The sequence below is a fragment of the Kribbella endophytica genome (genome assembly GCF_054781295.1).
Genome location: NZ_BAAGUR010000001.1, coordinates 885741 through 911874 on the forward strand (window position 1 = coordinate 885741; position 26134 = coordinate 911874).

22 protein-coding genes are annotated in these 26134 nt (G+C 69.6%); 5 read left to right on the forward strand and 17 right to left on the reverse strand.

The annotated features are described in order from the left end of the window. The first annotated feature begins 12 nt into the window (after window positions 1–12). Complete coding sequence (locus tag ACYVIO_RS04300; protein ID WP_460649313.1) at window positions 13–3603, forward strand: S8 family peptidase; 3591 nt, start codon at window positions 13–15, stop codon at window positions 3601–3603. Here the strand turns inward: ACYVIO_RS04300 and ACYVIO_RS04305 are convergent. Genes ACYVIO_RS04305 through ACYVIO_RS04315 form a run of 3 tightly spaced genes read right to left on the reverse strand, consistent with a single transcriptional unit; the run spans window position 3585 to window position 7917 of the window. Beyond that, window positions 3585–4262: a response regulator transcription factor gene (locus ACYVIO_RS04305; RefSeq protein WP_460649314.1), complete on the reverse strand. Its 678-nt coding sequence runs from the start codon at window positions 4260–4262 to the stop codon at window positions 3585–3587. The genes ACYVIO_RS04300 and ACYVIO_RS04305 overlap by 19 nt on opposite strands. After that, on the reverse strand, window positions 4259–6145 hold the full coding sequence (locus ACYVIO_RS04310; RefSeq protein ID WP_460649315.1) for a sensor histidine kinase: 1887 nt from the start codon (window positions 6143–6145) through the stop codon (window positions 4259–4261). Before ACYVIO_RS04310 ends, ACYVIO_RS04305 begins: the two co-directional genes overlap by 4 nt. Then, the gene (locus tag ACYVIO_RS04315) at window positions 6142–7917 is read right to left on the reverse strand and encodes a sensor histidine kinase (protein ID WP_460649316.1); all 1776 of its coding nucleotides are present in this window, start codon (window positions 7915–7917) and stop codon (window positions 6142–6144) included. Before ACYVIO_RS04315 ends, ACYVIO_RS04310 begins: the two co-directional genes overlap by 4 nt. 143 nt (window positions 7918–8060) lie before the next feature. Here ACYVIO_RS04315 and ACYVIO_RS04320 point away from each other — a divergent pair, with 143 nt between their 5' ends. Both ACYVIO_RS04320 and ACYVIO_RS04325 read left to right on the forward strand, forming a co-directional pair. Continuing rightward, on the forward strand, window positions 8061–9272 hold the full coding sequence (locus ACYVIO_RS04320) for a glycosyltransferase 87 family protein (protein WP_460649317.1): 1212 nt from the start codon (window positions 8061–8063) through the stop codon (window positions 9270–9272). After that, entirely contained in the window at window positions 9262–10401 is a 1140-nt protein-coding gene (locus ACYVIO_RS04325) for a glycosyltransferase 87 family protein (RefSeq protein WP_460649318.1), read from the forward strand. The genes ACYVIO_RS04320 and ACYVIO_RS04325 overlap by 11 nt, the downstream gene beginning before the upstream one ends. On the opposite strand, the gene ACYVIO_RS04330 is transcribed toward ACYVIO_RS04325, so the two are convergent. The 5 genes from ACYVIO_RS04330 to dnaK all read right to left on the reverse strand — a co-directional run bounded on the left by ACYVIO_RS04330 (window position 10365) and on the right by dnaK (window position 15262). Next, on the reverse strand, window positions 10365–10904 hold the full coding sequence (locus tag ACYVIO_RS04330; protein ID WP_460649319.1) for a GNAT family N-acetyltransferase: 540 nt from the start codon (window positions 10902–10904) through the stop codon (window positions 10365–10367). The genes ACYVIO_RS04325 and ACYVIO_RS04330 overlap by 37 nt on opposite strands. Before the next feature lie 112 nt (window positions 10905–11016). Continuing rightward, window positions 11017–11472, reverse strand: coding sequence for a heat shock protein transcriptional repressor HspR (locus tag ACYVIO_RS04335; RefSeq protein WP_460649320.1), 456 nt, complete (start codon window positions 11470–11472; stop codon window positions 11017–11019). Further along, window positions 11472–12650: a molecular chaperone DnaJ gene (gene dnaJ / locus ACYVIO_RS04340; RefSeq protein WP_460649321.1), complete on the reverse strand. Its 1179-nt coding sequence runs from the start codon at window positions 12648–12650 to the stop codon at window positions 11472–11474. The genes ACYVIO_RS04335 and dnaJ overlap by 1 nt, the downstream gene beginning before the upstream one ends. 21 nt (window positions 12651–12671) lie before the next feature. Then, window positions 12672–13391 carry a nucleotide exchange factor GrpE gene (gene grpE / locus ACYVIO_RS04345; RefSeq protein ID WP_460649322.1) on the reverse strand — a complete coding sequence of 240 codons (720 nt, stop codon included), beginning with the start codon at window positions 13389–13391 and terminating at the stop codon, window positions 12672–12674. Further along, window positions 13388–15262: a molecular chaperone DnaK gene (gene dnaK / locus ACYVIO_RS04350; protein ID WP_460649323.1), complete on the reverse strand. Its 1875-nt coding sequence runs from the start codon at window positions 15260–15262 to the stop codon at window positions 13388–13390. The genes grpE and dnaK overlap by 4 nt, the downstream gene beginning before the upstream one ends. 228 nt (window positions 15263–15490) lie before the next feature. Here dnaK and ACYVIO_RS04355 point away from each other — a divergent pair, with 228 nt between their 5' ends. After that, entirely contained in the window at window positions 15491–15970 is a 480-nt protein-coding gene (locus ACYVIO_RS04355) for a GNAT family N-acetyltransferase (RefSeq protein WP_460649324.1), read from the forward strand. A 232-nt stretch (window positions 15971–16202) separates the two neighbouring features. Here the strand turns inward: ACYVIO_RS04355 and ACYVIO_RS04360 are convergent, their stop codons facing one another. Beyond that, a complete protein-coding gene (locus ACYVIO_RS04360; protein ID WP_460649325.1) occupies window positions 16203–16772 on the reverse strand; it encodes a phosphoribosyltransferase family protein in 570 nt (189 codons plus the stop codon). A gap of 122 nt (window positions 16773–16894) precedes the next feature. After that, window positions 16895–17917 (reverse strand): sialidase family protein, encoded by a 1023-nt coding sequence (locus tag ACYVIO_RS04365; protein ID WP_460649326.1) that lies wholly within the window; start codon window positions 17915–17917, stop codon window positions 16895–16897. A gap of 231 nt (window positions 17918–18148) precedes the next feature. On the opposite strand from ACYVIO_RS04365, the gene ACYVIO_RS04370 reads away from it, so the two are divergent. Next, on the forward strand, window positions 18149–19006 hold the full coding sequence (locus ACYVIO_RS04370; RefSeq protein WP_460649327.1) for a DUF559 domain-containing protein: 858 nt from the start codon (window positions 18149–18151) through the stop codon (window positions 19004–19006). 119 nt (window positions 19007–19125) lie between these two features. Here ACYVIO_RS04370 and hutI read toward each other — a convergent pair whose 3' ends face one another. Genes hutI through ACYVIO_RS04405 form a run of 7 tightly spaced genes read right to left on the reverse strand, consistent with a single transcriptional unit; the run spans window position 19126 to window position 26090 of the window. Beyond that, complete coding sequence (hutI, locus tag ACYVIO_RS04375) at window positions 19126–20289, reverse strand: imidazolonepropionase (RefSeq protein ID WP_460649328.1); 1164 nt, start codon at window positions 20287–20289, stop codon at window positions 19126–19128. Next, complete coding sequence (locus ACYVIO_RS04380; RefSeq protein ID WP_460649329.1) at window positions 20286–21593, reverse strand: formimidoylglutamate deiminase; 1308 nt, start codon at window positions 21591–21593, stop codon at window positions 20286–20288. Before ACYVIO_RS04380 ends, hutI begins: the two co-directional genes overlap by 4 nt. Beyond that, entirely contained in the window at window positions 21590–22777 is a 1188-nt protein-coding gene (locus ACYVIO_RS04385; RefSeq protein WP_460649330.1) for an allantoate amidohydrolase, read from the reverse strand. The genes ACYVIO_RS04380 and ACYVIO_RS04385 overlap by 4 nt, the downstream gene beginning before the upstream one ends. Then, a complete protein-coding gene (locus ACYVIO_RS04390; RefSeq protein ID WP_460649331.1) occupies window positions 22774–23706 on the reverse strand; it encodes an ABC transporter substrate-binding protein in 933 nt (310 codons plus the stop codon). The genes ACYVIO_RS04385 and ACYVIO_RS04390 overlap by 4 nt, the downstream gene beginning before the upstream one ends. A 20-nt stretch (window positions 23707–23726) precedes the next feature. Next, window positions 23727–24443, reverse strand: a complete 717-nt coding sequence (locus ACYVIO_RS04395) for an ABC transporter permease (protein WP_460649332.1) — start codon at window positions 24441–24443, stop codon at window positions 23727–23729. 1 nt (window position 24444) lies between these two features. Next, window positions 24445–25095, reverse strand: a complete 651-nt coding sequence (locus ACYVIO_RS04400; protein WP_460649333.1) for an ABC transporter permease — start codon at window positions 25093–25095, stop codon at window positions 24445–24447. Then, a complete protein-coding gene (locus tag ACYVIO_RS04405) occupies window positions 25092–26090 on the reverse strand; it encodes an ABC transporter ATP-binding protein (RefSeq protein WP_460649334.1) in 999 nt (332 codons plus the stop codon). Before ACYVIO_RS04405 ends, ACYVIO_RS04400 begins: the two co-directional genes overlap by 4 nt. Between the last annotated feature and the right edge of the window lie 44 nt (window positions 26091–26134).

Sequence of the window (26134 nt, forward strand, 5' to 3'; positions counted from 1 at the left end):
AGCGCACTGCCAATGACCACCCAAGCCGCCCAAGCTGTCCCGATCCCACTGCCCAAGAACAAGCCCGCCGAGCTGACCACCCGGATCACCCTGGTCACCGGCGACCGCGTGCAGGTCACCACTCGCCCTGGCCAACCGGAGAAAGTCACCTTCGAGCCAGGACCGACCAGCCGCTCAACGGCCGCCGTCACCAGCTACACAGGCGGTCACACTTACGTCGTACCGGAAGCTGCCCGGAAGGACGTCTCCGCAGGCCGACTCGACCGAGCGCTGTTCGACGTCACCACGCTGCTCGCCGAGGGCCAGGACGACGCCAAGTCCAAGACCCTTCCGGTCATCGTCCGGTACGGCGCACAACCCAAGCAGCTCAAGGGCATCACGAACTCGCGCACCCTGAAGAGCATCAACGCCCAGGCCACCAAGGTCGACAAGACCAAGGCCGCCGACTTCTGGACCACCGTCCAGGGCGTCCAGAAGGTCTCCCTGGACCGCAAGGTGACGGTCCAGCTCGACCAGAGCGTGCCGCAGATCGGCGGACCGGCCGCCTGGGAACGCGGCCTGACCGGCAAGGGCGTCAAGATCGCCGTCCTCGACTCCGGGATCGACCCGAACCACGCCGACTTCACCGGCCGGATCGGCGCCCAGCAGAACTTCACCGACACCGCCGACACGGTCGATCACCACGGCCACGGCACGCACGTCGCCAGCATCGCGGCGGGCACCGGCGCGGCCTCCGGCGGCAAGTACAAGGGCGTCGCACCGGACGCGACGCTGCTGGTCGGCAAGGTCCTCGACGACACCGGCTCCGGCAGCTTCTCCGGCATCATCGCCGGGATGGAGTGGGCCGCCGCGCAGGGTGCCGACGTGGTCAACATGAGCCTCGGCAGCCAGGGACCGTCCGACGGCACCGACGATCTCTCCCAGGCCGTCAACCGCCTGACCCAGACCACAGGCACGCTGTTCGTCGTTGCTGCTGGCAACTGTTTCTTCCCGCAGCCCGGCACGATCACCTCCCCCGGTGCGGCCGACGAGGCCCTGGCGGTCGGCAACCTCCTGCGCGACGGCTCGGTGAGCGACCGCTCGTGCCGTGGCCCGCGCGCAGGGGACGGCGCGATCAAGCCCGAGCTGTCCGCGCCCGGTACCGACATCGTCGCCGCCCGCGCCGCGGGCACCGAGCTGGGCGATCCGGTCGACGACAACTACACCACCCTGAGCGGTACGTCGATGGCGTCGCCGCACGTCGCCGGTGTCGCCGCACTGGTCGCCCAGCTCCACCCGGAGTGGAAGGCCAACCAGCTCAAGGCCCAGCTGATCTCCACTGCCGACCCCCAGCAGGGCAGGGTCGACGAGGAGGGCGCAGGACGCGTCGACGCCGACCAGGCGACCGACCAGTCCGTCACCGTCGACACCGGTGAGCTGGAACTCGGCACGCTGCGCTGGCCCTTCCCCGCCAAGGAAGAGCTGGCCAAGACCCTCACCTACAGCAACCCGACCAGCGAGCCGGTGACGCTTCAGCTCCAGGCGTCCACCGAGGCGACTCCCAAGTTCAGCACGCCCCAGCTCGTCGTACCGGCCAACGGCACGGCGACGGTCACGGCCACCTTCGACCGTGCCGCGGCAGGTGTTGGCAAGTACTCCGGCCGCATCACCGCAACGCCAACCAATAAAGACCCGATCGTCACGACGTACGGCTGGTACGCCGAGCCCGAGATGTACGACCTGACCATCCAGGGCATCGCCAAGGACGGCAGCGCCGCGCAGACCGACGTCAACATCGCCCGCCTGGACGGCGACCCGATGCCGGACAACACCCTGCCCCTGCGCGACGGCAAGGTGACCGCACGGCTGGCGCCGGGCCGGTACGTCGTCTCGACGGTCCTCTTCACCGACCCGACGGAAAGCAGGGCGCAGGAGTACTCCGTCCTGTCCACCAACGAGATCCACGTCGACAAGAACCTCGCCACCACCCTCGACGCCCGCAAGGCCAAGCCGATCGACCTGACCGCTCAGGGCGCCACCGGACTGCCGGCCAGGGAACGTGCGATGGGCTACACCCTCAAGAACACCGACGGCCTGATCACCGGCGGCACCGGCATCTCCTGGACCGGCGCGGCCCGCCTGACCAGCGCCACGCCGACGGCCAAGCTCACCACCGGCAGCTCCGAGTTCGCCTTGGGCGCGAGGCTCGAGCGCGCGCCGTACCAGGCCAAGGCCAACGGCAAAGCGTTCGAGGTCCTGGACTTCTACTTCGGTCCGCGCTTCACCGGCACCAAGAACCTCCCCCTGTACGACGCAGGCACGGCAACCCCGGAAGAGCTCGAGGGCGTGAAGGGCAAGCTCGCCCTGATCAAGCTGAGCGACTCCGATCCGCGGTGGAACGGCCAGGTCACCCGGGCCGCCGAGGACGCCGGCGCGGCCGCCGTACTGTTCTACAACCCGGACGTCCCCGGCATGAACGGCCTGTTCAGCTACTGGGCGTACGACGACCGGGACGCGACCATCCCGGCCATGCGCACCTCACGGGCCAACGCCCAGGCCCTGCTCAGGACCAAGCCCGCCACCGTCCAGGTGACCGGTCTGGCGAGTACGCCGTACGTCTACGACCTCATGCAGCCGTGGACGAACCAGATCCCGGCCGCCGGCACCCACACCGTCAAGACCAACCAGCTGGCGACGGTGGACGAGACGTTCGGCAGCCACAGCCAGGGCATGCAGACCTCGGAAGCACGAGGCACGCTGACCCCAGGTGGCAATCAGTACGGCGGCTGGCTCGTACCGACCTTCGCGACACCGTTCCACCGGGTCTCCTACGTCCAGGCCAACCACGGCCTCAGCTGGGACAGCGGCGTCTACTACAACAACAGCGGCGTCGGCGAGGCGATGGAGTCGCACAATGCTCCGACCGTCTACCGCCCAGGTCACCGGACCACTGAGCGCTGGCTGGCCCCGGTGCTGCTCAGCGGGCTGCCGGAAGGAGTGCAGTACACCTACCGAGTCGAGGGCGGGCTGCAGTTCCAGGTGAGCCCCCTCCAGCACCAGCAGGAGTGGGCCGTTCCGTTCAACAACCCGGACAGCCTGCTCACCTTGGAGCGCAACGGTGAGCAGGTCGGCACGGCTGAGGACACCGGGATCTGGCTGGAGCTGCCGGACGATGCCGCGAGCTACAAGGCGACGCTCGACACCCGCCGGGAGCACGACTACTGGAAGTACTCCACCCAGGTGAAGTCCACCTGGACCTGGAAGAGCAAGGGCGGCGCCGACGAGGTGATGCCGCTGGTCCTGGCCGACCTCGACGTACCGCAGGCGGATGCGGCGAGCCAGGTCCGCACCGGCAGGCCGACAACGATCACCTTCGGCCTGCGGCACCAGACCGGTTCGCAGAGTACGGCGAAGTTCACCAAGGCCACGCTGTCGCTCTCGTACGACGGCAGCCGGTGGACCGACCTGCCGCTGAAGAAGACCGCCGACGGCCGCTGGACCACGACGGTCACCCACCCGACCAGCCAGGCCGGCCGGGCGCCGTCGCTCCGGCTGACCGGGACCGACGCCGACGGCAACGCGCTGGAGCAGGAGGTGAGCCGGGCCTACGGGCTGGTCCGCTGATCCAGCGGCCGGGGCTCGACGAGGCCGGTGTCGTAGGCGAGGATCACCGCCTGCACCCGGTCTCGCAGCCCGGTCTTGGTCAGCATCCGGCTGACGTGCGTCTTGACCGTGTGCTCGGTCAGGTGCAGCGCCGCGGCGATCTCCGCATTGGAGTTGCCCTCAGCAACTAGTCGGAGCACCTCGCGCTCGCGCGCGGTCAGCTCGTCCAGCCGGCCGGACTCGTCAGGGTCCGGCCGGCTGCGCGCGAAGCGGTCCAGCAGCCGCCGCGTCACCGGCGGCGCGAGCAGCGCGTCGCCGTCGGCGATCACCCGGACCGCGTTGATCAGCTCGTCGCGCGAGGACCGTTTGAGCAGGAACCCGCTGGCCCCGGCGCGCAGCGCGTCGTACACGTACTCGTCGAGGTCGAAGGTGGTCAGGATCAGCACCTTCGGCGGGTTCGGGCCCTGGACCAGGCGGCGGGTCGCCTCGATCCCGTCCATCACCGGCATCCGGACGTCCATCAGCACCACGCGCAGATCCAGCAGCGCGGCGGCCTGCCGGATCGCGTCGGCGCCGTCGACGGCCTGCGCGGCCACCTCGATGTCCGGCTGCCCGTCCAGGATCATCGAGATCCCGTCCCGGACCAGGTCCTGGTCGTCGACCACCATCACCTTGATCATCGGGAAACCTCAGCAGTCAAAGGGATCCGGGCCGCGACCGTCGTACCGCGCCCTGGTGCCGCGTCGATCGTCAGCGTGCCGTGGTGGATCCGGACCCGCTCACGCATGCCGGCCAGGCCGTGCCGACCGCCGGTCCGCGCCACCTCTGGGTCGAACCCGTGCCCGTTGTCGCTGACCTCCACGCGCAGTTCGTCGACCTGGACCTCCAGCGTCACCACCACCTTCGTCGCCTCCGCGTGCCGGACCACATTGGTCAACGCCTCCTGCACCAGCCTGTACGCCGCCAACTGGTGCCCCGTCGGCGCCAGCTCGGTCTCCCCCTGCACGCCCAGCTCGACGGTGAGTCCGTCGTGCGCCACGTCCTTCCCCAGCCGTCGCAGGTCGGACAGGCCAGGCTGTGGAGTCAGCTCCGGGTCCGGTACGCCCTCCGCATCGCGCAGTGCCGACAGCATCCGGTCCAGCTCCCCCAGCGCTCGCCGTCCGGCGTCACCGATGCGCTGGAAGCCCGCCAGCACGTCCTGGTCGCCCCGGGCGATCAGGTCCGGCCCGGTCTCGGCCTGGATCACCATCAGGTTCACCGCGTGCGCCACCACGTCGTGCAGGTCTCTGGCGATGTGCGACCGCTCGGTCAGTACGACCTGCGCCGCGTCCTGCTCCGCCGCGGCCCGTTCCAGCGCGGCCTCCCGCTGCGACGCCTCCCGGTTGCGCCGGTACAGCCTGGCCAGGAAGCCCAGTGACAACGGCAGCAGCAGGAGCAGCGACAGGGACAGCGGCCACTTCCGGTCGACCACAGCCTCGTACGCCGTGTTGTGCAGGCCGCCGTCACCGAAGTCCCCGAAGTAGAACGGCTGCTTGTCCAGCTCGGGGAAGATCAGGGTCATCTGCGCATAGCGGACGACCCGCGCGATCACCGGCAGCGCAGCGAGCACGCCGACCGCGGTCACGATGACCCACCGCGGCTTGAGCCGCCCGGCCGCCAGCGAGTACACCGCGAGGCCGAGAGCGCCCAGCACCGACCAGCTGTCCCAGGTCTGCCAGTACGTGAGCAGAGCGCTGACAGCGAGCACGACGACCGGAATTACTGGCCAGCGTCGTCGTACGACGAGGGTGAGGGCGGAGCACGCGACGGCGTACGGCATCCAGCCGGGCGCGGTCCACCAGTTGCCGTCCTTGGCGATGTCGCGGACCAGGTCCAGCGCGATGAACGAGCTCATCACCGCAGCCAGCAAGGCATCCAGGACCAGGGTCCGATCCGGTCGCCGCAGGAAGGCCGCCAGCTCCTGCCTGCGCTGCCACTCGGCCTTCACCTCGACCCGCTCGCCGCGCTGCGACCACCACCGCCACGCGGTCACACCGACGAGCAGGAAGAGCACCGAGTACCACCACGGCCAGGACAGGTCGTAGATCCGCTCGATGTGGTCCCGCGCGATCCCCCTCATCTCGCCGGCCGGTGCGCCGGTCTCGTCGTAGAGGGTTTCGAAGACCTCCGGCAGGGCCATCGTGACCAGGTCGATGCGGATCAGGTTGAACGCGAACGGCACTGCCGTCACCGCCGCCACGGTGAACAGGACCGTCCGCCGGTCGCAGCGGGCCGGCAGCCACCACAGTGCGAGGCAGCAGCCGGCCACCACGACCCAGTTGACGTTGCCGATCAGCAAGGACCCGAACGCCCCGGCAGCCAGCCCCACCGCGGCGATCATCGGCTCGATCCTGCACAGCGCGATCAGCACCGGCACCGCCGCCACGAACAGCGGGAAGCCCAGCCGGGCGTAGATCCAGTCCTCCGTGGACAGTAGGAACCACACCTGGGTCAGCCCGACCGCCAGCACCGCCGGTACGACGTCAGCGGCTGGGTCGGCGAGCAGGCCGCGCACCCGGCTCATCGGCTCTCCCCCAGCGGCAGCCAAGCGCTGATCTGCGTGCCCTGGCCAAGCCGGGACTCCACCTGCAGCGTGCCTTCGTGGACGCGGACCCGCTCGCGCATGCCGGTCAGGCCGTGCCGACCGTCCGGTGTGGTCGTCGGGTCGAAGCCCTGCCCGTCGTCGGTGACTCGCGTGGTCAGGCCGTCCGGCGTCACCTCGACGTCCACACTGACCCGGCCGGCCCGAGCGTGCTTCACCACGTTGGTCAGCGCCTCCTGCACCAGCCGGTACGCCGTGAGCTGCACGCCGTCCGGTACGTCGTCCGTCTGTCCGCGCAGCTCGAAGGTCACCGGCAGGTGCTGGTCTGCCAGGCCGTCGACCAGCGCTCGGAGGTCGGCCAGCCCAGGCTGCGGGGTGAGCGCCGGGTCGGGAATGCCGTTGGCGTCGCGGAGGGCGGACAGCATCCGGTCCAGCTCGCCGAGCGCCTTCCGGCCGGCGTCACCGATCCGCTGGAACCCCTGCAGCACGTCGTCCCGGTCCCGCTGCATCAGGTCCGGGCCGGTCTCGGCCTGGATGACGATCAGGTTCACGTGGTGCGCCACCACGTCGTGCAGGTCCCGGGCGATCTGCGAACGGCCTTCCAGCAGGACCTGCAACTGCTCCTGCTCGTGGGTCTTCTGGACCAGTGCCGCCTCCCGCTGAGCGGCCCGCCGGTTCTGCAGCGCGAGCCGGGCCAGCAGGCCGATCGCCCAGGCCAATGCCATCGCCACGGAGAGCCAGACCGGCCAGATCCGCTGCATCAACTCGGTCGTGCGGCGGTCGCCGACGGAGTACAGCTGGTCCACGACCAGCCGGGCCGACGGTCCGTCGTGGAGCAGCCAGCTGATCACGCGGAGCGCGAGCAGCGTCGTACCGGCGTACAGGGCGGACTTCCACCAGGTGCGGTGGACTCCGACCGAGTAGAGCGCCAGGGCGAAAGCGGTGATCAGCACCCACTGCGTCTGCGCCAGCGGGTAGACCACCAGACAGGTGAAGGCCAGCACACCCAGCGGGATCTCGGGGATCCTCCGACGCAGCGCCAGGGAGGCCGGGGCCGCGGCGGTCAGCAGCAGCACCCACTGCTGGGCGTCGGTCCAGTCACCACCCACCGGGTCGTTCTGCAGCTCACGGACCATCAGTACGACCAGACCGGCGGCCATGACGCCGTCCACCCAGGTCCGCACGACAGGGTCGTCCAACAACCGCGGCAGCCTGTTGCCCAAGGCAGCGGATGTCCAACCGCTGCGGCGCACGAGCCCACCGGCTGCTGCGCTCAGTGCCAGCGCGCAGAGGACGATCAGCGTCGACGACCAGGCCAGCGGCAGCTCGGAGTTCAGGTAGTCGAACGACCGGAACGACAGCACCTGCCGCACAGTGGGGATCGCCAGTACGACGAGCGCTGCCAGGGCTGCCTGCCGCCGCGGACGTCCGAGCCCCAGGAAGAACATCGCGAGCGCCGCACAGGCCAGCACCGGTACTGGTTCGAGAACGGGTGAGGCGATGACCGAGGCAACCGTCAGCACCACGGCGGGCACCTCGGGTCGGCGGCGGAGCAGGACCAGCGAGAGCGGCGAGAGCATGGCCAGCTGGGCCGAAGCCGACGACGGCGGGTAGAGCGAGTTCCAGGGCGGGCTGGTCCACACGTAGTAGCTGTCGACGGCGAGCGTGACGACCGCCGTGACCACGGCGTCCAGCACGAGCGGACGGACCGCACGGCGGCGCGGGGGCGCGGCGGGCACGGCTTCTGCGGTCACTCAGCCATTCTGCGGGCGCGCAGGGTCCCAGGCCGTCACTCTTTGGAGTGATCCCCCGGCGTGGCGGATCACTCCAACCGGCGACCGGAGCTGGCTCCTGGCGGCGATGTGGCGGCGGGGGTCGCGCGGCGAGGGTCTAGAGCATGACCATCAGTCCCCCCGTTCCTCCGGCCGGCGACACCGCCGTACGGACTCGTCGTCCAGTCCTCCTCCTGGTTGCCGCAGGCATCGTCTTCCTAGGGCTCTGCCTCTGGAACTGGGCGCCGATCTCGCTCCAGTACGACCTGCGCGTGTACGTCGTCTCGGCCCAGGCGTTCCTGCACGGCCAGGACATCTACACCGCCCACCTGGCCTACCCGAAGGACATGGCGCTCGGCTTCACGTACCCGCCGTTCGCCGCGCTGGTGTTCGCACCGGTCGCACTGCTCGGTACGTCGGGTGGCCGCGTCCTCATGTCGCTGGTGAACGCGTCGGCCTTGCTGGTGATCGGCATGGTCACGCTGCGTGCACTGCGGCCGCAGTGGCCGCGCTACCGCGTCGCCGCGATCGGCATGGCCGTCGGAGCCGCTGGTGTGGCGCTGGAGCCGGTCCGGTCGACCTTCGACCTCGGCCAGGTCAACCTGATCCTCACCGCCCTGCTCCTGGTCGACCTGCTCGGCCACCTGCCGTACCGGCTCCGCGGCGTACTGGTCGGCATCGTGACCGGCATCAAGCTGACGCCGGGCATCTTCATCGTCTACCTGCTCGTCACCCGTCGCTACCGCGAGGCGGGCACGGCGGCCGCGGCGACGATCGGCACGATGGTGGCCGGCGCGATCGCGATGCCGGACGCGTCGCGGCAGTTCTGGGGCCACTACATCTTCGACCCGAGCCGGCCGGGCGCGACGCACTTCATCAGCAACCAGGCCTGGCGCGGGGTCTTCGCCCGGATCAACGGTGGGATCGACGGCATCGCGCCGTACTGGCTGCTGGCGGTCGCGATCACCCTCGCGCTCGGGTTCTTCGCCGTACGGCGTGCGTACGAGCAGGGGCTGGTGCTCGAGTCGGTCCTGCTGACCTCACTGGTCGGCGTACTGATCTCACCGATCTCCTGGACCGGGCACTGGGTCTGGGCCCTGCCGATCATCGCCGTACTGGTGCACCGCGCGCTGCAAGCCCGCAACTGGGCACTTGGCGGCTTGGCACTGGCCTGGCTGGTCTCGACAGGCTTCGGCCTGCCCTGGCACACGCCGTACCTGGGCGACAAGGAGTACACCCACCACGGCCTCCAGTTGGTGGCCGGCAACTCCTACGCGCTGTGTGCTGTCGCGACGATCGCCGTGGCTCTCTACGGGATGCGCCGCCGTGCTGCGTGACCGCCGCATCCTCGTCCTGGCCGGGCTGGTCGCTCTGCTGCCGATCGTCTACGCACTGTACGCCGGTTCGCTCGACCTCAAGGTGTACCGGACCGGCGGCTACGCCTGGCTCCACGGAGTCAGCCTCTACTCCGAGCAGTTCGCCGACCTCGTCCCCGGCATCCGGCTGCCGTTCACCTATCCCCCACTCGCCGCGATCCTCTTCACCTCCCTGTACGCCGTACCGTTCACCGTCGCCGAACTGCTGATGAACGCGGCCAGCGTCGCCGGCCTCGCGGCGACCCTGCTGGTAGTCAGTGCTCGCCTCCACGGCTGGAACAGGCGTGCGGTGGTCATCGGGCTGTCCGGCGTACTGGCTGCGATGGTGCTGGAGCCGGTGCGCTCCACAATCGGCTTCGGCCAGGTGAACCTGATTCTGATGGGCCTGGTCGCGCTGGACTGCCTGCTGCCGCGCACGCGTTGGCCACGCGGTCTCCTGATCGGTCTGGCCGCTGCGATCAAGCTGACGCCGGCCGTCTTCGTCGTCTTCTTCCTGGTACGACGGGACTACCGCTCCGCGGCCGTGTCGGCAGCGAGCTTCGCCGGCTTCACCCTGCTTGCCTGGGCACTCGCACCGGGAGACTCACGCAGCTACTGGTTCGGCGTGCTCTTCGACCCGGACCGGATCGGCGGCGCGACGTACGCCTTCAACCAGTGCTTCCAGGCCGTGCTGGCGCGAGTCATGGACGAGGGCCTTGCCCGGACCGTGGTCTGGCTCGCGCTGGTGGCTACGAGCGGCGCACTGACCTGGCTGGCCGCCTGGCGGCGTAGAGCCGAGGGCGACGACGTCACCGCGCTGCTGGTCGTCGCCGTCTGGGGTCTGCTCGCCTCACCGGTCAGCTGGTCGCACCACTGGGTGTGGATCGCTCCGGCGGTGCTGGTGCTGCTGACCAAGCACCGGTTGCTCTGGACAACGGCGCTGGTCTTCGTGGTCGGCCCACACACGCTCCTGCCAGCAGAAGGGCGTGACTGGTCGCTGCTCGAGCACGTCGTCGGATCGGCGTACGTGCTGCTGGGTGTGGCGTTCTTGATCAGCCAGAGCGTCGTACAGGCTCAGGCGGAGAGGAAGTCGGCCGCCCTGATCCGGTAGACCTGCAGGTTGAGGTCGTAGTACTTGTCGGTCTCCCCGACCCACTCCATGCCGAGCCGCTTCGCGGTCGCGATGGCCCGTTTGTTGTGCGGGCGCGCGACCGCGTACAGCTCGTCGGTGTCCGCGTCGTCGAAGGCCCACTTCATCAGGGTCCGGCTCGCCTCGCTCGCGAAGCCCTGCCCCCAGGCGGCCGGCTTCAGCTGCCAGCCGATCTCCAGGTCCTCCTCGTACGGCGGCAGCAGGCGGATCAGCATCCCGCCGATCACCTCGTCGGTGTCCTTGCGGACGACGGCCCAGCGCCCGGCCGGCACGACGAAGTTCGGCTGGGCCTCGATCCATGCCCCCAGCACCATCTTCATCGTCGCCGCGTCCGCCACCCGCTCGATCGCCGGCGACAGCCACTGCGCGACGTCCGCCGCCCCGTAGATCTCGAGCGCGGCCTCCGCGTCCCCCTCGTTCCAGTCCCGAATCAACAGCCGCTCAGTCTCCAGAGTCACCGTCACCTCTCCAAGGTAATCGGCAACCGTCCGCCCGCAAGCTTCTCGACATGAACAACTTGGGTGAGAACAGCAAGAAGCCCGGCGCGAACTCCTCGCGCCGGGCTTCGAATGCTGACTACCGCGGGCCGATCTCCAGCGGCTCGGTGCGGATCCACCGCGTGGTGGTCTGCTGCCGGCCCATCGCGATCACGTCCCCCGCGGGACCGGCCGAGAACACCCGGCTGGCCGTGCTCCGCCGGGAGACCCCGACCCCGCGCTGCACCTCCGCCAGGAGCTGGTTCACCCGGTGGCGGAGCCCCTCGACCTCGGACTGCAGCTCGAGGATGTGCCGGATTCCGGCGAGATTGACGCCTTCCTCCTGCGACAGGTGCTGGACGTACCGCAGCCTGGCGACGTCGTACGCCGAGTAGCGGCGGCCCCGGCCGCTCGCGCGGCTCGGGACCACCAGGCCCAGACGGTCGTACTGCCGCAGGGTCTGCGGGTGCATGCCGGCCAGCTGGGCCGCCACCGAGATCACGTAGATCGGGGTGCGGTCGTCCCAGGTCGGCACCTGACTGAACGGGATGCTCATCACGCGCTCCCGAACAACCCGGCCCGCAGATCAGGCTGGCCCGACGCCGTGCTGAACTCCTGCAGCTTCTCGCGCTGCTCGTCGGTCAGCTCGTGCGGGACCTGCACCTCCATCGTCAGCAGCAGGTCGCCCTTGGTCCCGTCGCGGCGCACCGAACCCTTGCCGCGGACCCGCAACTTGCTGCCGTTCGCCGTACCGGCCGGGATCCGGACCGTCACCGGCAGACCGTCGAGCGTCGGGACCTTGATCTCGGCGCCCAACGCGGCCTCGGTGAAGCTCACCGGGACCGCCAGCGTCAGGTGCTCACCCTGGCGGCCGAAGATCCGGTGCGGGGTGACGTGCACGGTGACGTAGAGGTCGCCCGCGGGGCCACCTCGTTCGCCGGCCGCACCCTTGCCCTTGAGCCGGATCCGCTGCCCGTCCTGCACGCCCGCGGGGATGCGGACCTGCATGGTCTTGCTCGACTGGCCGCGGCCGGAGCCGTGGCAGGTCTCGCACGGCTGGTCGACGACCAGACCGCGGCCCTTGCACTCGGTGCAGGGCTCGGTCATCGCGAACACGCCACCCTGGACCGAGGTCTGCATGCCGGTGCCTTCGCACTTGAGGCAGACCTTCGGGACGGTGCCGTACTTCGCGCCGGTCCCGCGACAGGTCTTGCACGGCTCGTCGCTGGTCATCCGGAGCGCGACGGTGACGCCGTTCACGGCCTCGCCGAACTCGATCGTCGCCTCGGTCTCGATGTCGGCACCCCGGCGCGGCCGCGCGGTCGACGTGGTGGTCGTCGTGCGGCCACCACCACCGAACATGCCGCCCAGGATGTCGCCGAGCCCGCCGCCCGCCGTACCGGTGTTGGCTCCGCCACGGTTGAACAGGTCACCGACGTCGAAGCCGAAGCCACCGCCCTGCGCCCCGCCGCTGCCCGGCATCCGGAACCCGCCGTTGCCGAACAGCCGCCGCGCCTCGTCGTACTCCTTGCGCTTCTTGACGTCGCCGACCACGTCGTAGGCCTCGGAGACCTCCTTGAACTTGGCCTCCGCCGACGCGTCCCCGGCGTTGGAGTCCGGGTGGTACTTGCGCGCCAGCTTGCGGTACGACTTCTTGATCTCGTCGGGTTCGGCGGTCTTGGAGACGCCGAGCACCTTGTAGAAGTCCTTCTCCAACCAGTCCTTGGTACTCATCGACGTCCCACCTCCCGCCGGTTACTCCGCAGGCTTGTCTGCGGCCTGGTTGTCGTCATCGTTGCCTTCAGCCCCGTTCTCGGCGCCGGCCGGCAGCTGCTCGGTCGGTTCCGACACCGCCACCCGGGCCGCCCGCAGGATCCGCTCGCCCAGCCGGTAGCCCGGCTGCATGACCAGCGTCGCGGTCGGTCCGTCGACCTCGTCGGAGTAGTTGTGCAGCAGCGCTTCGTGGATCCGCGGGTCGAAGGGGTCGCCCACCTCGCCGTACTTCACCAGCCCGAGCTTCTCGGTGACCCGCTCGAGCGACTCGGCGACCGCCTTGAACGCGCCCTCCAGCTCACCCGCCTCGCGGGCCCGGCCGACGTCGTCCAGGGTCTGCAGCAGCTCGGTCAGCACCGAGCCGATGACGACCTCACGGTTGGCCTCGCGGTCCCGGTCGACGCGGCGCTTGTAGTTCACGTACTCGGCCTGCAGTCGCTGCAGGTCCGCCGTACGCTCGGACAGCGCCTCGGTCAGCAGGGCCTCCTGAGCCGACGGCCCGATCAGGTCGGACGGGTCCCGCGGCGGCTGGGCGCCCGGCGTACCGGGCATGCCGGCCGCGGCACCACCCGCGGGGGCCGGCGAGACAGGCTCGCCGGGCTCCCGCAGGTTGCCGGTCTCCGGGTCGATCCGGCGCTTGTCCCGGACGACGGGGTCCCCGTCGCCGAACTCGCTTCCAGGGTCGGACGGACGATCGGTCACTTGGTGTCCTCGGGCTTGCTGTCCTGCGGGCGGTCCTCGTCCACGATCTCGGCGTCGACGACACCGTCGTCGTCGTTGGTGCTGCCGGTCGAGCTGTCGTCGGAGGACGTGCTCTCCTCGGAACCGCCGGCCGCCTGGGCGTTCGCGTACATCGCGGCGCCCATCTTCTGGCTGGACTGGGCGAGCTTCTCCGAGGCTGTCTTGATCACCTCGGCGTCGTCACCCTCGAGCGCCTTCTTCAGCTCCGCGACGCCGTCCTTGACCTCGGTCTTGACGTCGTCGGGGACCTTGTCCTCGTTCTCTTCCAGGAACTTCTCGGTCTGGTAGACCAAGCCCTCCGCCTGGTTGCGGGACTCGACGGCCTCGCGGCGCAGCCGGTCCTCCTCGGCGTACTGCTCGGCGTCGCGGACCATCTGGTCGATGTCGGTCTTCGGCAGCGCGGAGCCACCGGTCACCGTCATCCGCTGCTCCTTGCCGGTGGCCAGGTCCTTGGCGTTGACGTGCACGATGCCGTTGGCGTCGATGTCGAAGGTGACCTCGATCTGCGGCACGTTGCGCGGCGACGGCGGCAGGCCGGTCAGCTCGAAGTTGCCGAGCGACTTGTTGTCGCGGGCCATCTCGCGCTCGCCCTGGTAGACCTGGATCATCACCGACGGCTGGTTGTCCTCGGCCGTGGTGAAGATCTCCGAACCCTTGGTCGGGATCGTGGTGTTGCGCTCGATGATCTTGGTGAACACGCCACCCTTGGTCTCGATGCCCAGGCTCAGCGGGGTCACGTCGAGCAGCAGGACGTCCTTGACCTCACCCTTCAGCACACCGGCCTGCAGGGAGGCTCCGACGGCGACGACCTCGTCCGGGTTCACACCCTTGTTCGGGTCCTTGCCACCGGTCAGCTCCTTGACGAGCTCGGCGACGGCGGGCATCCGGGTCGAACCACCGACGAGGATGACGTGGTCGATCTTCGACACGTCGGCACCGGCGTCCTTGATGACGGCCTTGAACGGCGCGCGGGCGCGCTCGAGCAGGTCGTTGGTGAGCTTCTGGAACTCGGCGCGGGAGAGCTTCTCCTCCAGGTGCAGCGGGCCGGAGTCGGTCAGGCTCAGGTACGGCAGGTGGATGCTGGTCTCGGCGGCGCTGGAGAGCTCGATCTTGGCCTTCTCCGCGGCCTCCTGCAGACGCTGCATGGCCATCTTGTCGCCGGACAGGTCGGTGCCGTTCTTGTTCTTGAACTGGGTCACCAGCCACTGGACGATGCGCAGGTCCCAGTCGTCACCACCGAGGTGGTTGTCACCGGAGGTCGCCTTCACCTCGAAGACGCCGTCACCGATCTCCAGCAGGGACACGTCGAAGGTGCCGCCACCGAGGTCGAAGACCAGGATGGTCTGCTCGGTGCCCTTGTCCAGGCCGTAGGCCAGCGCGGCCGCGGTCGGCTCGTTGACGATCCGGTGCACGTTCAGGCCGGCGATCTCGCCGGCTTCCTTGGTCGCCTGGCGCTGCGCGTCGGAGAAGTAGGCCGGCACGGTGATGACCGCGTCGGTGACCTGCTCCCCGAGGTACGCCTCGGCGTCCCGCTTCAGCTTCTGCAGCACGAACGCGCTGATCTGCTGCGGGGTGAACTTCTTGCCGTCGATGCTGACGTTCCAGTCCTCGCCCATGTGGCGCTTGACGGACCGGATGGTGCGGTCGACGTTCGTGGTGGCCTGGCGCTTGGCCACCTCGCCGACCAGGACCTCGCCGTTCTTGGCGAAGGCGACCACCGAGGGCGTCGTACGCGCTCCCTCGGCGTTGGGGATGACGGTGGGCTCGCCACCTTCCAGTACGGCGATGACGGAGTTCGTCGTACCGAGATCGATACCGACCGCGCGGGCCATGTGCGTTACCTCCACGAAGTTGAGTGATGCAGACTCAATGTTGCCGATCCAGGATCGGTATTTCAAGTTGCCCCCGGATCCGATCCGGCAGACTTGAGTACACCTGGCTCAACATTGCACCACGGTCGGCTCATTCCCAACCCCGGCCCTCGGATTTCCGGGATCACCCCAGTTCGGCCCTGGTCCGACCCCTGCCGCTGCAAGCGCTTGCCGTGGGAGGCTGACCAGGTGAAACTCCGCCCACTGTCCACCGCTGACGAGTCCACCGTGCTCGCCTTCAACGCCGCCGAGTCCCACCTCGACAAACTCGGTCCCGACCGGCTGGACTGGCTCCGCCTGATCGCCGCCCATGCAGCCGTCGTCGACGTCGACGGTGACGTCGCCGGCTTCGTCCTCACCTTCGCCCCCGGATCCGCGTACGACGGCCTGGACTTCCAGTGGTTCGCCGAGACCTACGCCGACCGCTACCTCTACCTGGACCGCTTGGTGATCGCCGAGCCGTACCGCCGCCAGGGCATCGCCACCTCCGTCTACCGCGCCGTCGAACGGGCCGCCAAGCCCTTCGACCGCCTGGTCTGCCGCGTCCAGTCGGACCCGCCGGACATCCCGTCCCTCGCCCTGCACGCCGCCCGCGGCTTCGTCGAGGTCGGCAAACTCCAGCGCCCCGACGGCACCACCAGCGCCATGCTGTCGAAGGAGCTGACCTGAGCCGCTAGCCGAACCGGAGTCGGCGCCCCGGCCGACATCCGGCCGGGGCGGCACCTGTCGCCGGGCACGGCGAGATCGACGGCCGGGCGGCGGGCTGCCCCGGCGGGGCACGCCGTGGGTCGGCAGCAGACGCGCTCCCTGCCGGTGGGTTCTCCAGGCTCACTGGCGAACTTCCGCCGGCCGCGGCGGGACGTTCCGGCGACGTCGTCCGGCGGGACAGCGGCGACCAGCCCTAGAGCGTCCGTACGTCGAGCAGCGCGCGGACCGGGAGGTCGTGGCGGAGGCGGGGGTCGACGAGGCCGTCGACGATGCAGGCGGCGCCGATGAAGTGGGCGCCGCAGTCCTCGACCAGCTGCCGGACGGTCCGGGCGGTGGCGCCGGTGTCTGCCCAGTCGTCGACCATCAGGACCCGGTCGCCGGACTGGAGCAGGCCGCGGCGGAAGCCGAAGACCAGGTTGCGGTCGCGGTAGTCCGGTCCGGTGGTCCGGCAGACCCAGCGGTCGCTGTCGGTCGCCTGGGCGATCTCCTTGCGCGCCTCCACGAACCCGACGCCCAGCGAGGCAGCCGTCAGCGCGCCGATCATCGCGCCGCGCGACACCGGGCCGACCACGACGGTCGGCGACTCGTCGTACAGGCCGGCGAGGGCAGGGCCGAGGTCGCGGAGCAGGTCGGCGTCCCGCCACCAGCCGGTCAGGTCGGCGCAGGCCCAGCGGTCGACGCGGTCCTGCCGCCAGCGAAGCCCAGCACGCAGCCGCCCGCGGACACCACCGCCGGCTTGCTGGTGCACTGCTGACCTGGACACCCTCCAAGCGTGACGGCCGGGCCCGACCAGCGCACGGCATTTACCGCACAGCGACCGACCGGCCGGAGCGCCCGGCCTCCCGCCGCGCCCAGCCCCGCAGCGCCCGGCGCGCAGCGGATCGCCTATTGCAGCGCCGTACGAGGCAAGAGCTCGCCGACGATCTCCCGGGTGAAGATGTCGTAGCTGATCACCAGCAGCTCGTCGTCGGGGAGCTCGACGACCGCGGGGTTGGCCTGGTCCATCGTGTCCTGGCCGGCGTCGATCACCACGCGCAGCGCGTCCTGGTCCCACGGCCCGAGCGGCTCGCTGATGATCGTCGCCACCGTCGGGCGCCCCGGGTTGAACTGCTTCGACACATCGCCGTACGCCAGCAGCACTGTGCCGTCCGACAGCGTCAGCGTGTCAGCCGACGAGGCGTGCAACCCGCACAGCTCCGGCTCCGACCAGGTGACCCCGTTGTCGTCGCTGCGTACCAGCTCGGCCTCTTCGTCGGTCCGCAGCAACGCCACCACCTGTCCACCCGGCAGCAACGTCAGCACGGGCTCCAGATACTCGCGCCCGTCCCTCCGGCCCAGCACGACCTCCTGCTCGGCCGGCCAGGTGAGCCCGCCGTCAGTCGACCGCACCACACTCGCCGAGTGGTTCTCGTCCCCCGGGAACACCCCGTACACCGGAGCCAGCAGGTCCCCGCCCGGCAGCTCCAGGATCTGCCCGTGCGCCACGATGTGCCCGGCCCGGAACCCGTGCCACACCTCGGCGGTCCCGTGATCCACCATCGCCGACCCGACAGCGACCGGCTCGTCCCAAGAGGCCCCACCGTCGACCGACCGAGCCACCAGCACTCCCGGACACACGTACGGCCGCACCGACCAGTCGATCTGGAACCAGCTCAGCAGAACGTCCCCGTTGGCGAGCTGCACCACCATCGGGTCCCGGTCGTCGTACAGCCTGTCCACCACCACCCGAGGCTCCGACCACGACCGCCCGTCGTCCGAACTCTCCGCCGCAACGATCCGCCCCACGCTCCGCACGTGCCCGAGCCCTTCCCGCCACACCACCAGCACCCGCCCGTCCACCAACCTGACGGCACTCGGAAAGTACGGCAACTGACCAGCAATGCTTCGGGCGATCACCACGCGACTCATACATCCACGCTTTCACACACCGACGGCCACCACTGATCAACCAGCGCGCTGCACCGTCCTCCACGCTCAACCCCGGCACGAAACCGCCGCTCGGCGGAGCTTGATCAGTGGTGGCCGTCGGTCCTCGCGCGGCATCGCTCAGATCAGGCCTGGTCGATGTTGCCTGTGGACAACGCACGGCACCGACGGGCCGCGATCCGGCATGCTGCTGCAGTGGTGGAGGTTGGTGAAGTGCTTGCTCGGCGGGGTGGGAGTGCGACCTTGTCGGAGCTGCGGGCGGTCGTCACCGCGCACGCGATCCGAACGGCACTCGCGGCGAGCGCCATTCGCCGGGTGGCCAAGGGTGTCTACGCACTGCCGGAAGCGCCACCGGCGTTGACGGCGGCGCGCAGTCAAGGCGGCGTCGTCTCACACCTCAGCGCGGCTCAGCACTGGCGGATGAGCATCATCGCCGTCCCTCCGCTACCTCACGTGACTCTTCCGCCCCGCCGAGCGCGGCGCCGGACCGGGCTTCCCTGCATCCTCCACTGGGCCGAGGTGCGCGCGATCGACGACGTGACGACGCCGGTCCGAACCGTGCTGGACTGTGCCCGCGCGCTGCCGTTGAACGAGGCACTCGCGGTGGCGGACTCTGCTCTCCACTTGGGGCTCGTGGATCACGACGAACTGGTGGACGTAGCCTCGCGACTCGCAGGTCCCTACCGGCGGCGCATCCGGCGAGTGGTCGGTCTTGCCGACCGGCGGTCGGAGTCAGTCCTCGAGTCAGCTCTGCGCGCGATTCTGATCGAGGCGGGCATCGAGGGGTTCGAACCTCAGGTGCCGGTCCGGGACACCGAATTCAGCGCTCGGCTGGACCTTGGTCACCGCCAACGCAAGATCGGAATCGAGGCGGAGGGCTTCGAGCACCACGGCACCCGCGCTGCACTGGTCAAGGACTGTCGTCGGCAGGTCAACCTCACCTTGCGCGGCTGGATGGTGCTGCGGTTCAGCTGGGAGGACATCATGTACGACCCGGAGTGGGTGGCCGAGGCAGTGCGCGAGGCGCTCCGACACCCACCACTGATCAACCGGCTTCCCGTGGCCGCCTGAGCGCTCCGCCGCGCTCGGCCCTTCGGCCTACGGGGTCGTTAGTCAGTGGTGGCGGTCGGTCCGACCGGCTGTCGCGGTGGAGATGGTGGCGCTCAGCGCTGATCGTTGCCGGCCGAGCCTCAGATCGGGCGGCCGCCGATGAAGGTTTGGGTGACCAGGGGGACGCCGGGGCGGTAGGCGAGGTGGAGGTACGACGGGGCGTCGAGTACTGCCAGGTCGGCTCGGGCTCCTACTGACAGGTGGCCTACGTCCGTACGCCGGAGGGAGGCGGCGCCGCCGGCGGTGGCGGACCAGAGGGCTTCGGCGGGGGTCATGTGCATCTCGCGGACGGCGAGGGCGATGCAGAAGGGGATGGACGAGGAGTAGCCGGAGCCGGGGTTGCAGTCGGTGGCTAGGGCGACGGTGACTCCGGCGTCGAGGAGGCGGCGGGCGTCGGGGTACGGCGAGCGGGTGGAGAACTCGATGGCAGGGAGCAGGCCGGCGACGACTCCCGCCGAGGCCAGCGCGTCCACGTCCGCGGAGGTCAAGAACGTGCAGTGGTCGGCCGCGGCGGCGCCTACCTCGCAGGCGACCTGGACTCCTGGGCCTTCGCCGAGCTGGTTCGCGTGGACGCGGGCCGAGAGGCCCACAGCCTGGCCTGCGCGGAGGATCGCGCGGGCCTGGTCGGCGTCGAAGGCGCCGCGTTCGACGAAGACGTCGACCCACTTGGCGTGCTTCGCCGACGCGTCGAGCATCGGGCCGGTCACCAACTCGACGTACCCGGCCGGGTCGTCGGCGAACTCAGCCGGTACGACGTGCGCCCCGAGGTACGTCGTCTCGTCGGTGAACTCGGCCGCGACTGCCAGCGACCGCGCCTCGTCGGCGACGGTCAGCCCGTAGCCGGACTTGATCTCGACGGTCGTCGTGCCCTGCCGCCGCATCTCCGCGACCAGCCGCGCCACGTTCGCGGCGAGCTGCTCGTCGGCGGCCTCGCGGGTCGCGGCGACCGTCGTACGGATGCCGCCCGCGCTGTACGGCGTACCGGTCATCCGGGCCGCGAACTCCTCGGCCCGGTCCCCGGCGAACACCAGGTGCGCGTGCGAGTCCACGAACCCCGGTACGACGGCCCGGTCGCCCAGATCCATCGAGGCATCGGCGGCGGGAGCCGAGGTTCGCGGTCCGACCCACGCGACCGTGCTGCCCTCGATCACCAGGGCCGCGTCGTGCAGCTCACCCAGCAGCGGCCCGTGGGACGGGTCGTTCGTCACCAGCGAGCTGATCCCGGTCAGCAGCAGCGAGCTCATGTCACCTCCGCGATCGCGGCCGCCAGCTCGGCGCCGACGTCCAGCTTCGAATGATTGCCATCAGCAACCTGATGTACGCCGCCGGCCACCACATCGGTGACATCGGCACCGGACGCCGCGAAGACCACGGTCTCCACCGACGCTCCGGTCCCTGCCGTTCGCACACTGCCCGTCGAAACGGCGACCAGATCCGCCCTCGCACCGACAGCGATCACTCCGGCATCCCGGAAGCCCAGCGACCGATGCCCGTCGACCGTCGCCGCGGTCAGCAGCTCCGCGGCCGACCAGTGGCCGCGCTCCTGCGACGCGAGTCGTTCGTCCAGCTCGACCGCGCGCATCTCCTCGAAAAGATCAACCACAGCGTGACTGTCCGACCCCAGCGTCACGGTCGACCCGGCCGCGCGCAGCGCGACCGACGGGCCGATCCCGTCAGCCAGGTCGCGTTCGGTCGTCGGGCAGAAGCACGAGTACGTCGCGGAGCTGCCGAGCCGGTCGATGTCGACCGGCGTCAGGTGCGTCGCGTGCACGGCACTCGTCCGCGCGCTCAGGAAACCGGACTCGTCGAGCACCTGCGTCGGCGTACGCCCGTACGCCGCCAAGCAGGCCTCGTTCTCGGCAACCTGCTCCGAGAGATGCACATGCAAAGGAGCCTCGGGCAACAATGAGGCGACCGCGCCGAGCTGGTCGGCCGGGACGCCGCGGACCGAGTGCGCGGCCGCGCCGATCACCACGTCGTCCGATCCGCGCAGCTCCTGGACCCGTGAGGCCCAGCCGCCGACGTCGCCGTCGCTGAACCGCTGCTGCACCTCGCTCAGCGGCTGGTCGATGCCGCCGGCAACGTAACAGGTGTCGAGCAGCGCGATCCGCAGCCCGGCGTCGCGGGCGGCCGCGATCAGCGCCTCGCCCATCGCGTTCGGGTCGTCGTACCGGCGGCCGCCCGGGGCGTGGTGCAGGTAGTGGAACTCGCCGACCGCGGTGATCCCGGTCAGCAGCATCTCGCCGTACACGGCGCGGGCGAGGCGGTAGTAGGTGTCGGGCGTGAGCTTCGACGCCACGGCGTACATCTGCTCGCGCCAGGTCCAGAACGTGCCGCGCTCGGTCTGCGTGCGGCCGCGCAGCGCGCGGTGGAAGGCGTGACTGTGGCAGTTCGCGAGGCCGGGGATGACGAGTCCGTCGAGGCGGATCGCGGAGCCCGGCTCGGCGTCGACGGAGACTGCCGTGATCCGTCCGTCGGTGACAGTGACGAGAACAGAATCTTCAACGCCACCAGGGAGAATCGCCCGTTCACACCAGTACGCCGTCACCGGCCCAGGTCCTTCAGCACCGTCGCCAGCGCGTCGACTCCCGCCAGGCAGTCGTCCATCTCCGCGTGCTCGGCCGGCGAGTGCGAGATGCCGGTCGGGTTGCGGACGAACAGCATCGCGGTCGGGATCCCCGCGTCGGAGAACACGCCGGCGTCGTGCCCGGCGCCGGTCGGGAGGATCGGCGCACCGTCCAGTACGCCGGACAGGCGGTCGCGCAGCCCGGCCGGGAAGTCGACCACGGGCGAGACGGACTCCGCGGTGACCTCGACGGTGGTGCCGTCGCGTTCGGCGCGCTCGGTGGCCTGCTTGGTGATTGCTGCCAGCAACTTTTCCAGGATCTCCGTGGAGGCCGCGCGGGCGTCGAGCCAGGCGGTGACCTGCGACGGTACGGCGTTGGTGCCGTTCGGCTCGACGGACAGGCGGCCGAAGGTCGCGCGGGCGCCGGCCAGGCGGGCCTGCTTGTTGGCCGCGAGCGCGGTCATCGCGTAGGTGAGCATCGGGTCGTGCCGGTCTTCCATCAGCGTCGTGCCGGCGTGGTTGGCCTCGCCGCCGAAGGTGAACCGGAAGCGGCCGTGCGGCCAGATCGAGGATGCTACGCCAACGGGTGCGGTCAGTGCGCGGCCCTGTTCGACGTGGAGCTCGACGAAGGTGCCCATCTTCTCGAGCAACGGCGAGGGGCCGACTCCCGCCGGGTCAACACCCGCCTCCGACAAAGCATCGGACAAAGACACACCCGTACGGTCCTGAAGAGCCAATGCCTTCGAGGGTGCCAGCACCCCGGCAGCCACCCGAGAGCCGAGACAAGGCATCCCGAACCGACTGCCCTCTTCTTCCACAAACGCACCGACACCAACAGGAACAGAAGGCTGGAAGCCCTCAGCCCGCAGTTGGTCGACAGCAGCAAGAGCCGAGACAACACCCAGAGGTCCGTCGAAGGCACCACCGTCGAGGACGGAGTCCAGGTGACTGCCGGTCACTACACCTTTGCCGGTGGAAGGACCCCACCAAGCAACGAGGTTGCCGATGCCGTCCGACTCCAGAGCCAGACCGCGAGTGGTGCATTGATCGACGAACCACGAAGTTGCTGCTCGTTCGGTTTCGGTCCAGCCGCCTCGGCGGTAACCCCCGGTGTGGGGGTCACGGCCGATGGCGGACAGGTCCGTCCAGAGCTGTTCGAAGGTCAAGACAGCGGGTTCTTCGACAGCCAGTCCTTGGCGACGGCGGCGGCGGACTCGCTGCCACCCTCGGCGCGCTTGACCAGGTCGGTCAGCGCGTCGGTGGTCAGCTTGGCCTGTACGGCGTTCAGCGTCGACGCGACGTCAGGGCTCTTGTGGTCGGTGCGGATCAGCGGAACGATGTTGTTCGGCAGGTGGATGTGCTCGGGGTCCTCGAGCACGACCAGGTTGTTGTCCTTGATCGCCGACTGGGTGGTGAAGAACTGGGTCACCTGGATGGTGCCGTCCTTCAGCGCCTTCAGGCTCAGCGGTCCACCGGCGTCCAGCGTCTTGAACTCCTTGAACTCGACGCCGTACTTGTCCTTCATGCCGGCCAGGCCCGCGGTCCGCGTCTTGAACTCGGGACCACCGCCCGCGACCATGTCCTTGCTGACCGCCTTCAGGTCGGCGATCGACTTCAGCGAGTACTTCTGCGCCGTCTCCGGCGTGACCACGATCGCGTCCTCGTCGGCGGCGGCGGACTTGTCCAGCACCTCGAGACCCGCCGGCAGGACGCCCGGGATCGCCTTGTAGACGGCCTCGGCCTCGTTCTCGGTGGCGTCCTTCTTGAAGTAGACCAGGGTGGCCCCGGTGTACTCCGGCAGCAGGTCGACCGACTTGTCCTGGATCGCGGCCATGTAGAGCTCGCGGGCGCCGATGTTCAGCTTGCGGTTGACCTTGATGCCCTTGGCCTCCAGCGCCTGGGCGTAGATCTCGGCCAGCACCTGGCTCTCGGCGAAGTTGGCGGACCCGACGGTGAGCGAGTCGACCTTGTCGGGCGCCGAGCCACCGCCGGCGTCGTTGCCGCCACCCAGCGGGTCCTCGCCGCCCCCGCAGGCTGCGAGCGCGAACACGGCCGTCGCGGCGATGGCACTGCGGACGAAGGTTCTTCTGAACACGGGATCCTCCAGGGTCCGTTCTACTGCACCCCGGCCGGTGCCGGGGCAGTTGAAGTCTTGGTGTCGGTCTTGCGCCGCAGCCGACCGGTCAGCCCGGCGGAGACGGCGTACCGTCCGGCGAACGCGAACAGCAGGTCGAGCACGATCGCCAGTACGGCGACCAGTACGGCGCCGGTCAGCATCTGTGGAAAGTCCCGCAGACTCAGGCCGTCGATCACGTACCGTCCCAGCCCGCCGAGCGCGACGTACGCCGCCACGGTCGCGGTCGAGACGATCTGCAGGGTGGCGCTGCGCAGCCCGGAGATGATCAGCGGCAGCGCGATCGGGATCTCCACCTTGGTGAGGATCTCGCGCCCGGTCATGCCCATCCCGCGGGCGGCGTCGATCGTGGACCGGTCGACGCCGGAGACTCCGGCGTACGTCGAGGCCATGATCGGCGGAATACCCAGGACGACGAGCGCGACGATCACCGGCACCCGGCCGATCCCGATCAGCAGCACGATCAGCGTCAGCAGACCGAGCGTCGGCAGCGCGCGGGCCGCGTTGCCGGTGTTGATCGCGACGAACGCGCCGCGCCGGGTGTGCCCGATCAGCAGGCCGATCGGCAGCGCGATCAGCGCCGCGATCAGCAGCGAGAGGAACGTGTAGCCGAGGTGCTGCAGGATCCGGTTGCCGATGCCTTCGGCACCGGCCCAGTTCGCCGAGTCGCTGATGAAGTCGAGGAATCCCTGCACCATGTCAGGCCTCCTTCGGGGTGTTGACCCGGGCCCACGGCGTCAGCAGCCGTTGCAGCCCGACCAGCAGGACGTCGGCGACCAGCGCCAGCGCGAGCGACAGCACGACGCCGACGATGATCGGGGTGAGGAAGTCCTGCTGGAAGCCCAGCGTGAACAGCTCGCCCAGTCCGCCGATGCCGATGATCGCGCCGACGCTGACCATCGAGATGTTCGCGACCGTGACGACCCGCAGGCCGGCGAAGATCACCGGTACGGCGATCGGCAGGTCGATGGTCACCACCCTTCGCAGGGTTCCATAGCCCACCGACACCGCGGCCTGCAGCACATCCTCGGGCACCGAGCGCAACCCGTCGATCACGTTGCGGATCAGCAGCGAGACCGCGTAGATGGTCAGCGCGATGATGATGTTCGCCGCCGACAGCACCTTCGTGCCGATGATCGCGGGCAGCACGATGAACAGCGCGATCGACGGCAGTGAGTACAGCACGCCACCGAGCGCGACCAGCGGATTCGCCAGCCAGCTGTACCGCGTCGCGACGTACCCGAGCGGCACCGAGATCAGCAGCCCGAGCAGCATCGGCAGCAACGACAGGAACAGGTGCTCGCGCAGCTGTTCCCAGATCAGCGTGCTGTTGTCACCGACCCACGTCACGGGCGAAGCACCCCGGTCAGGCCGGTGTAGTCGATCACGCCGACCGGCTTGCCTGCCTCGTCGACGCAGACACCCTGCCCGATCGGTGACGTCAGTACGGCGTCCATCGCAGCCCGCAGCGAGTCGCCGCGCTGGAACACCGCGCCGACCGGCAACGTGTCGCCGTTCTTCTGCCAGCCCGTCGGCTTGCCGTCCTCGCCGACCGACAGCTCGGCCGGAACCGGTCCGAGCGGCAGGTCCTCGGCGGTCACGAACGTCAGCGCGCGGTAACCGCGGTCCTGCCCGATGAAGCTCTCGACGAAGTCGTCGGCCGGCTTGGCCAGCAGCTCCGACGGCGGCGCGAACTGCGCGAGCTTGCCACCGACCCGCAGTACGGCGACGTTGTCGCCCAGCTTGATCGCCTCGTCGATGTCGTGGGTGACGAAGACGATCGTCTTGCCGATGTCGCGTTGCAGGCGGAGCAGTTCCTCCTGCAACTGGTGGCGCACGATCGGGTCGACCGCGCTGAACGGCTCGTCCATCAGCATGATCTTCGGGTCCGCTGCGAGCGCACGGGCCACGCCGACGCGCTGCTGCTGACCACCGGACAGCTGCGCCGGGTACCGCTCGGCCAGCTTGGGGTCGAGCCCGACCCGCTCCAGCAGGTCCATCGCCGTCTCGCGGGTCTTGCGTTTGTCCCAGCCGAGCAGCTTCGGCACGGTCGCGACGTTGTCCACGACCGTCTTGTGCGGGAACAGCCCGGCGTGCTGGATCACGTACCCGATCCCGCGCCGCAAGGTGACCGGATCGCCGGCGTTGATGTCCTCGCCGTCGATCGAGATCCGGCCGCTGGTCCGCTCGATGGTGCGGTTGATCATCCGCAGCGAGGTCGTCTTGCCGCAGCCCGAAGGGCCGACGAAGACGGTGATCTCGTTGCTCGGGATCTGCAGCGACAGGTTGTCGACGGCCACCGTGCCGTCCGGGTACTGCTTGGTGACGTCTTCGAACTCGATCATGGCGCCCCTTCGCGCTGGTCGGCGATCGCCCGAACGATCCTAGG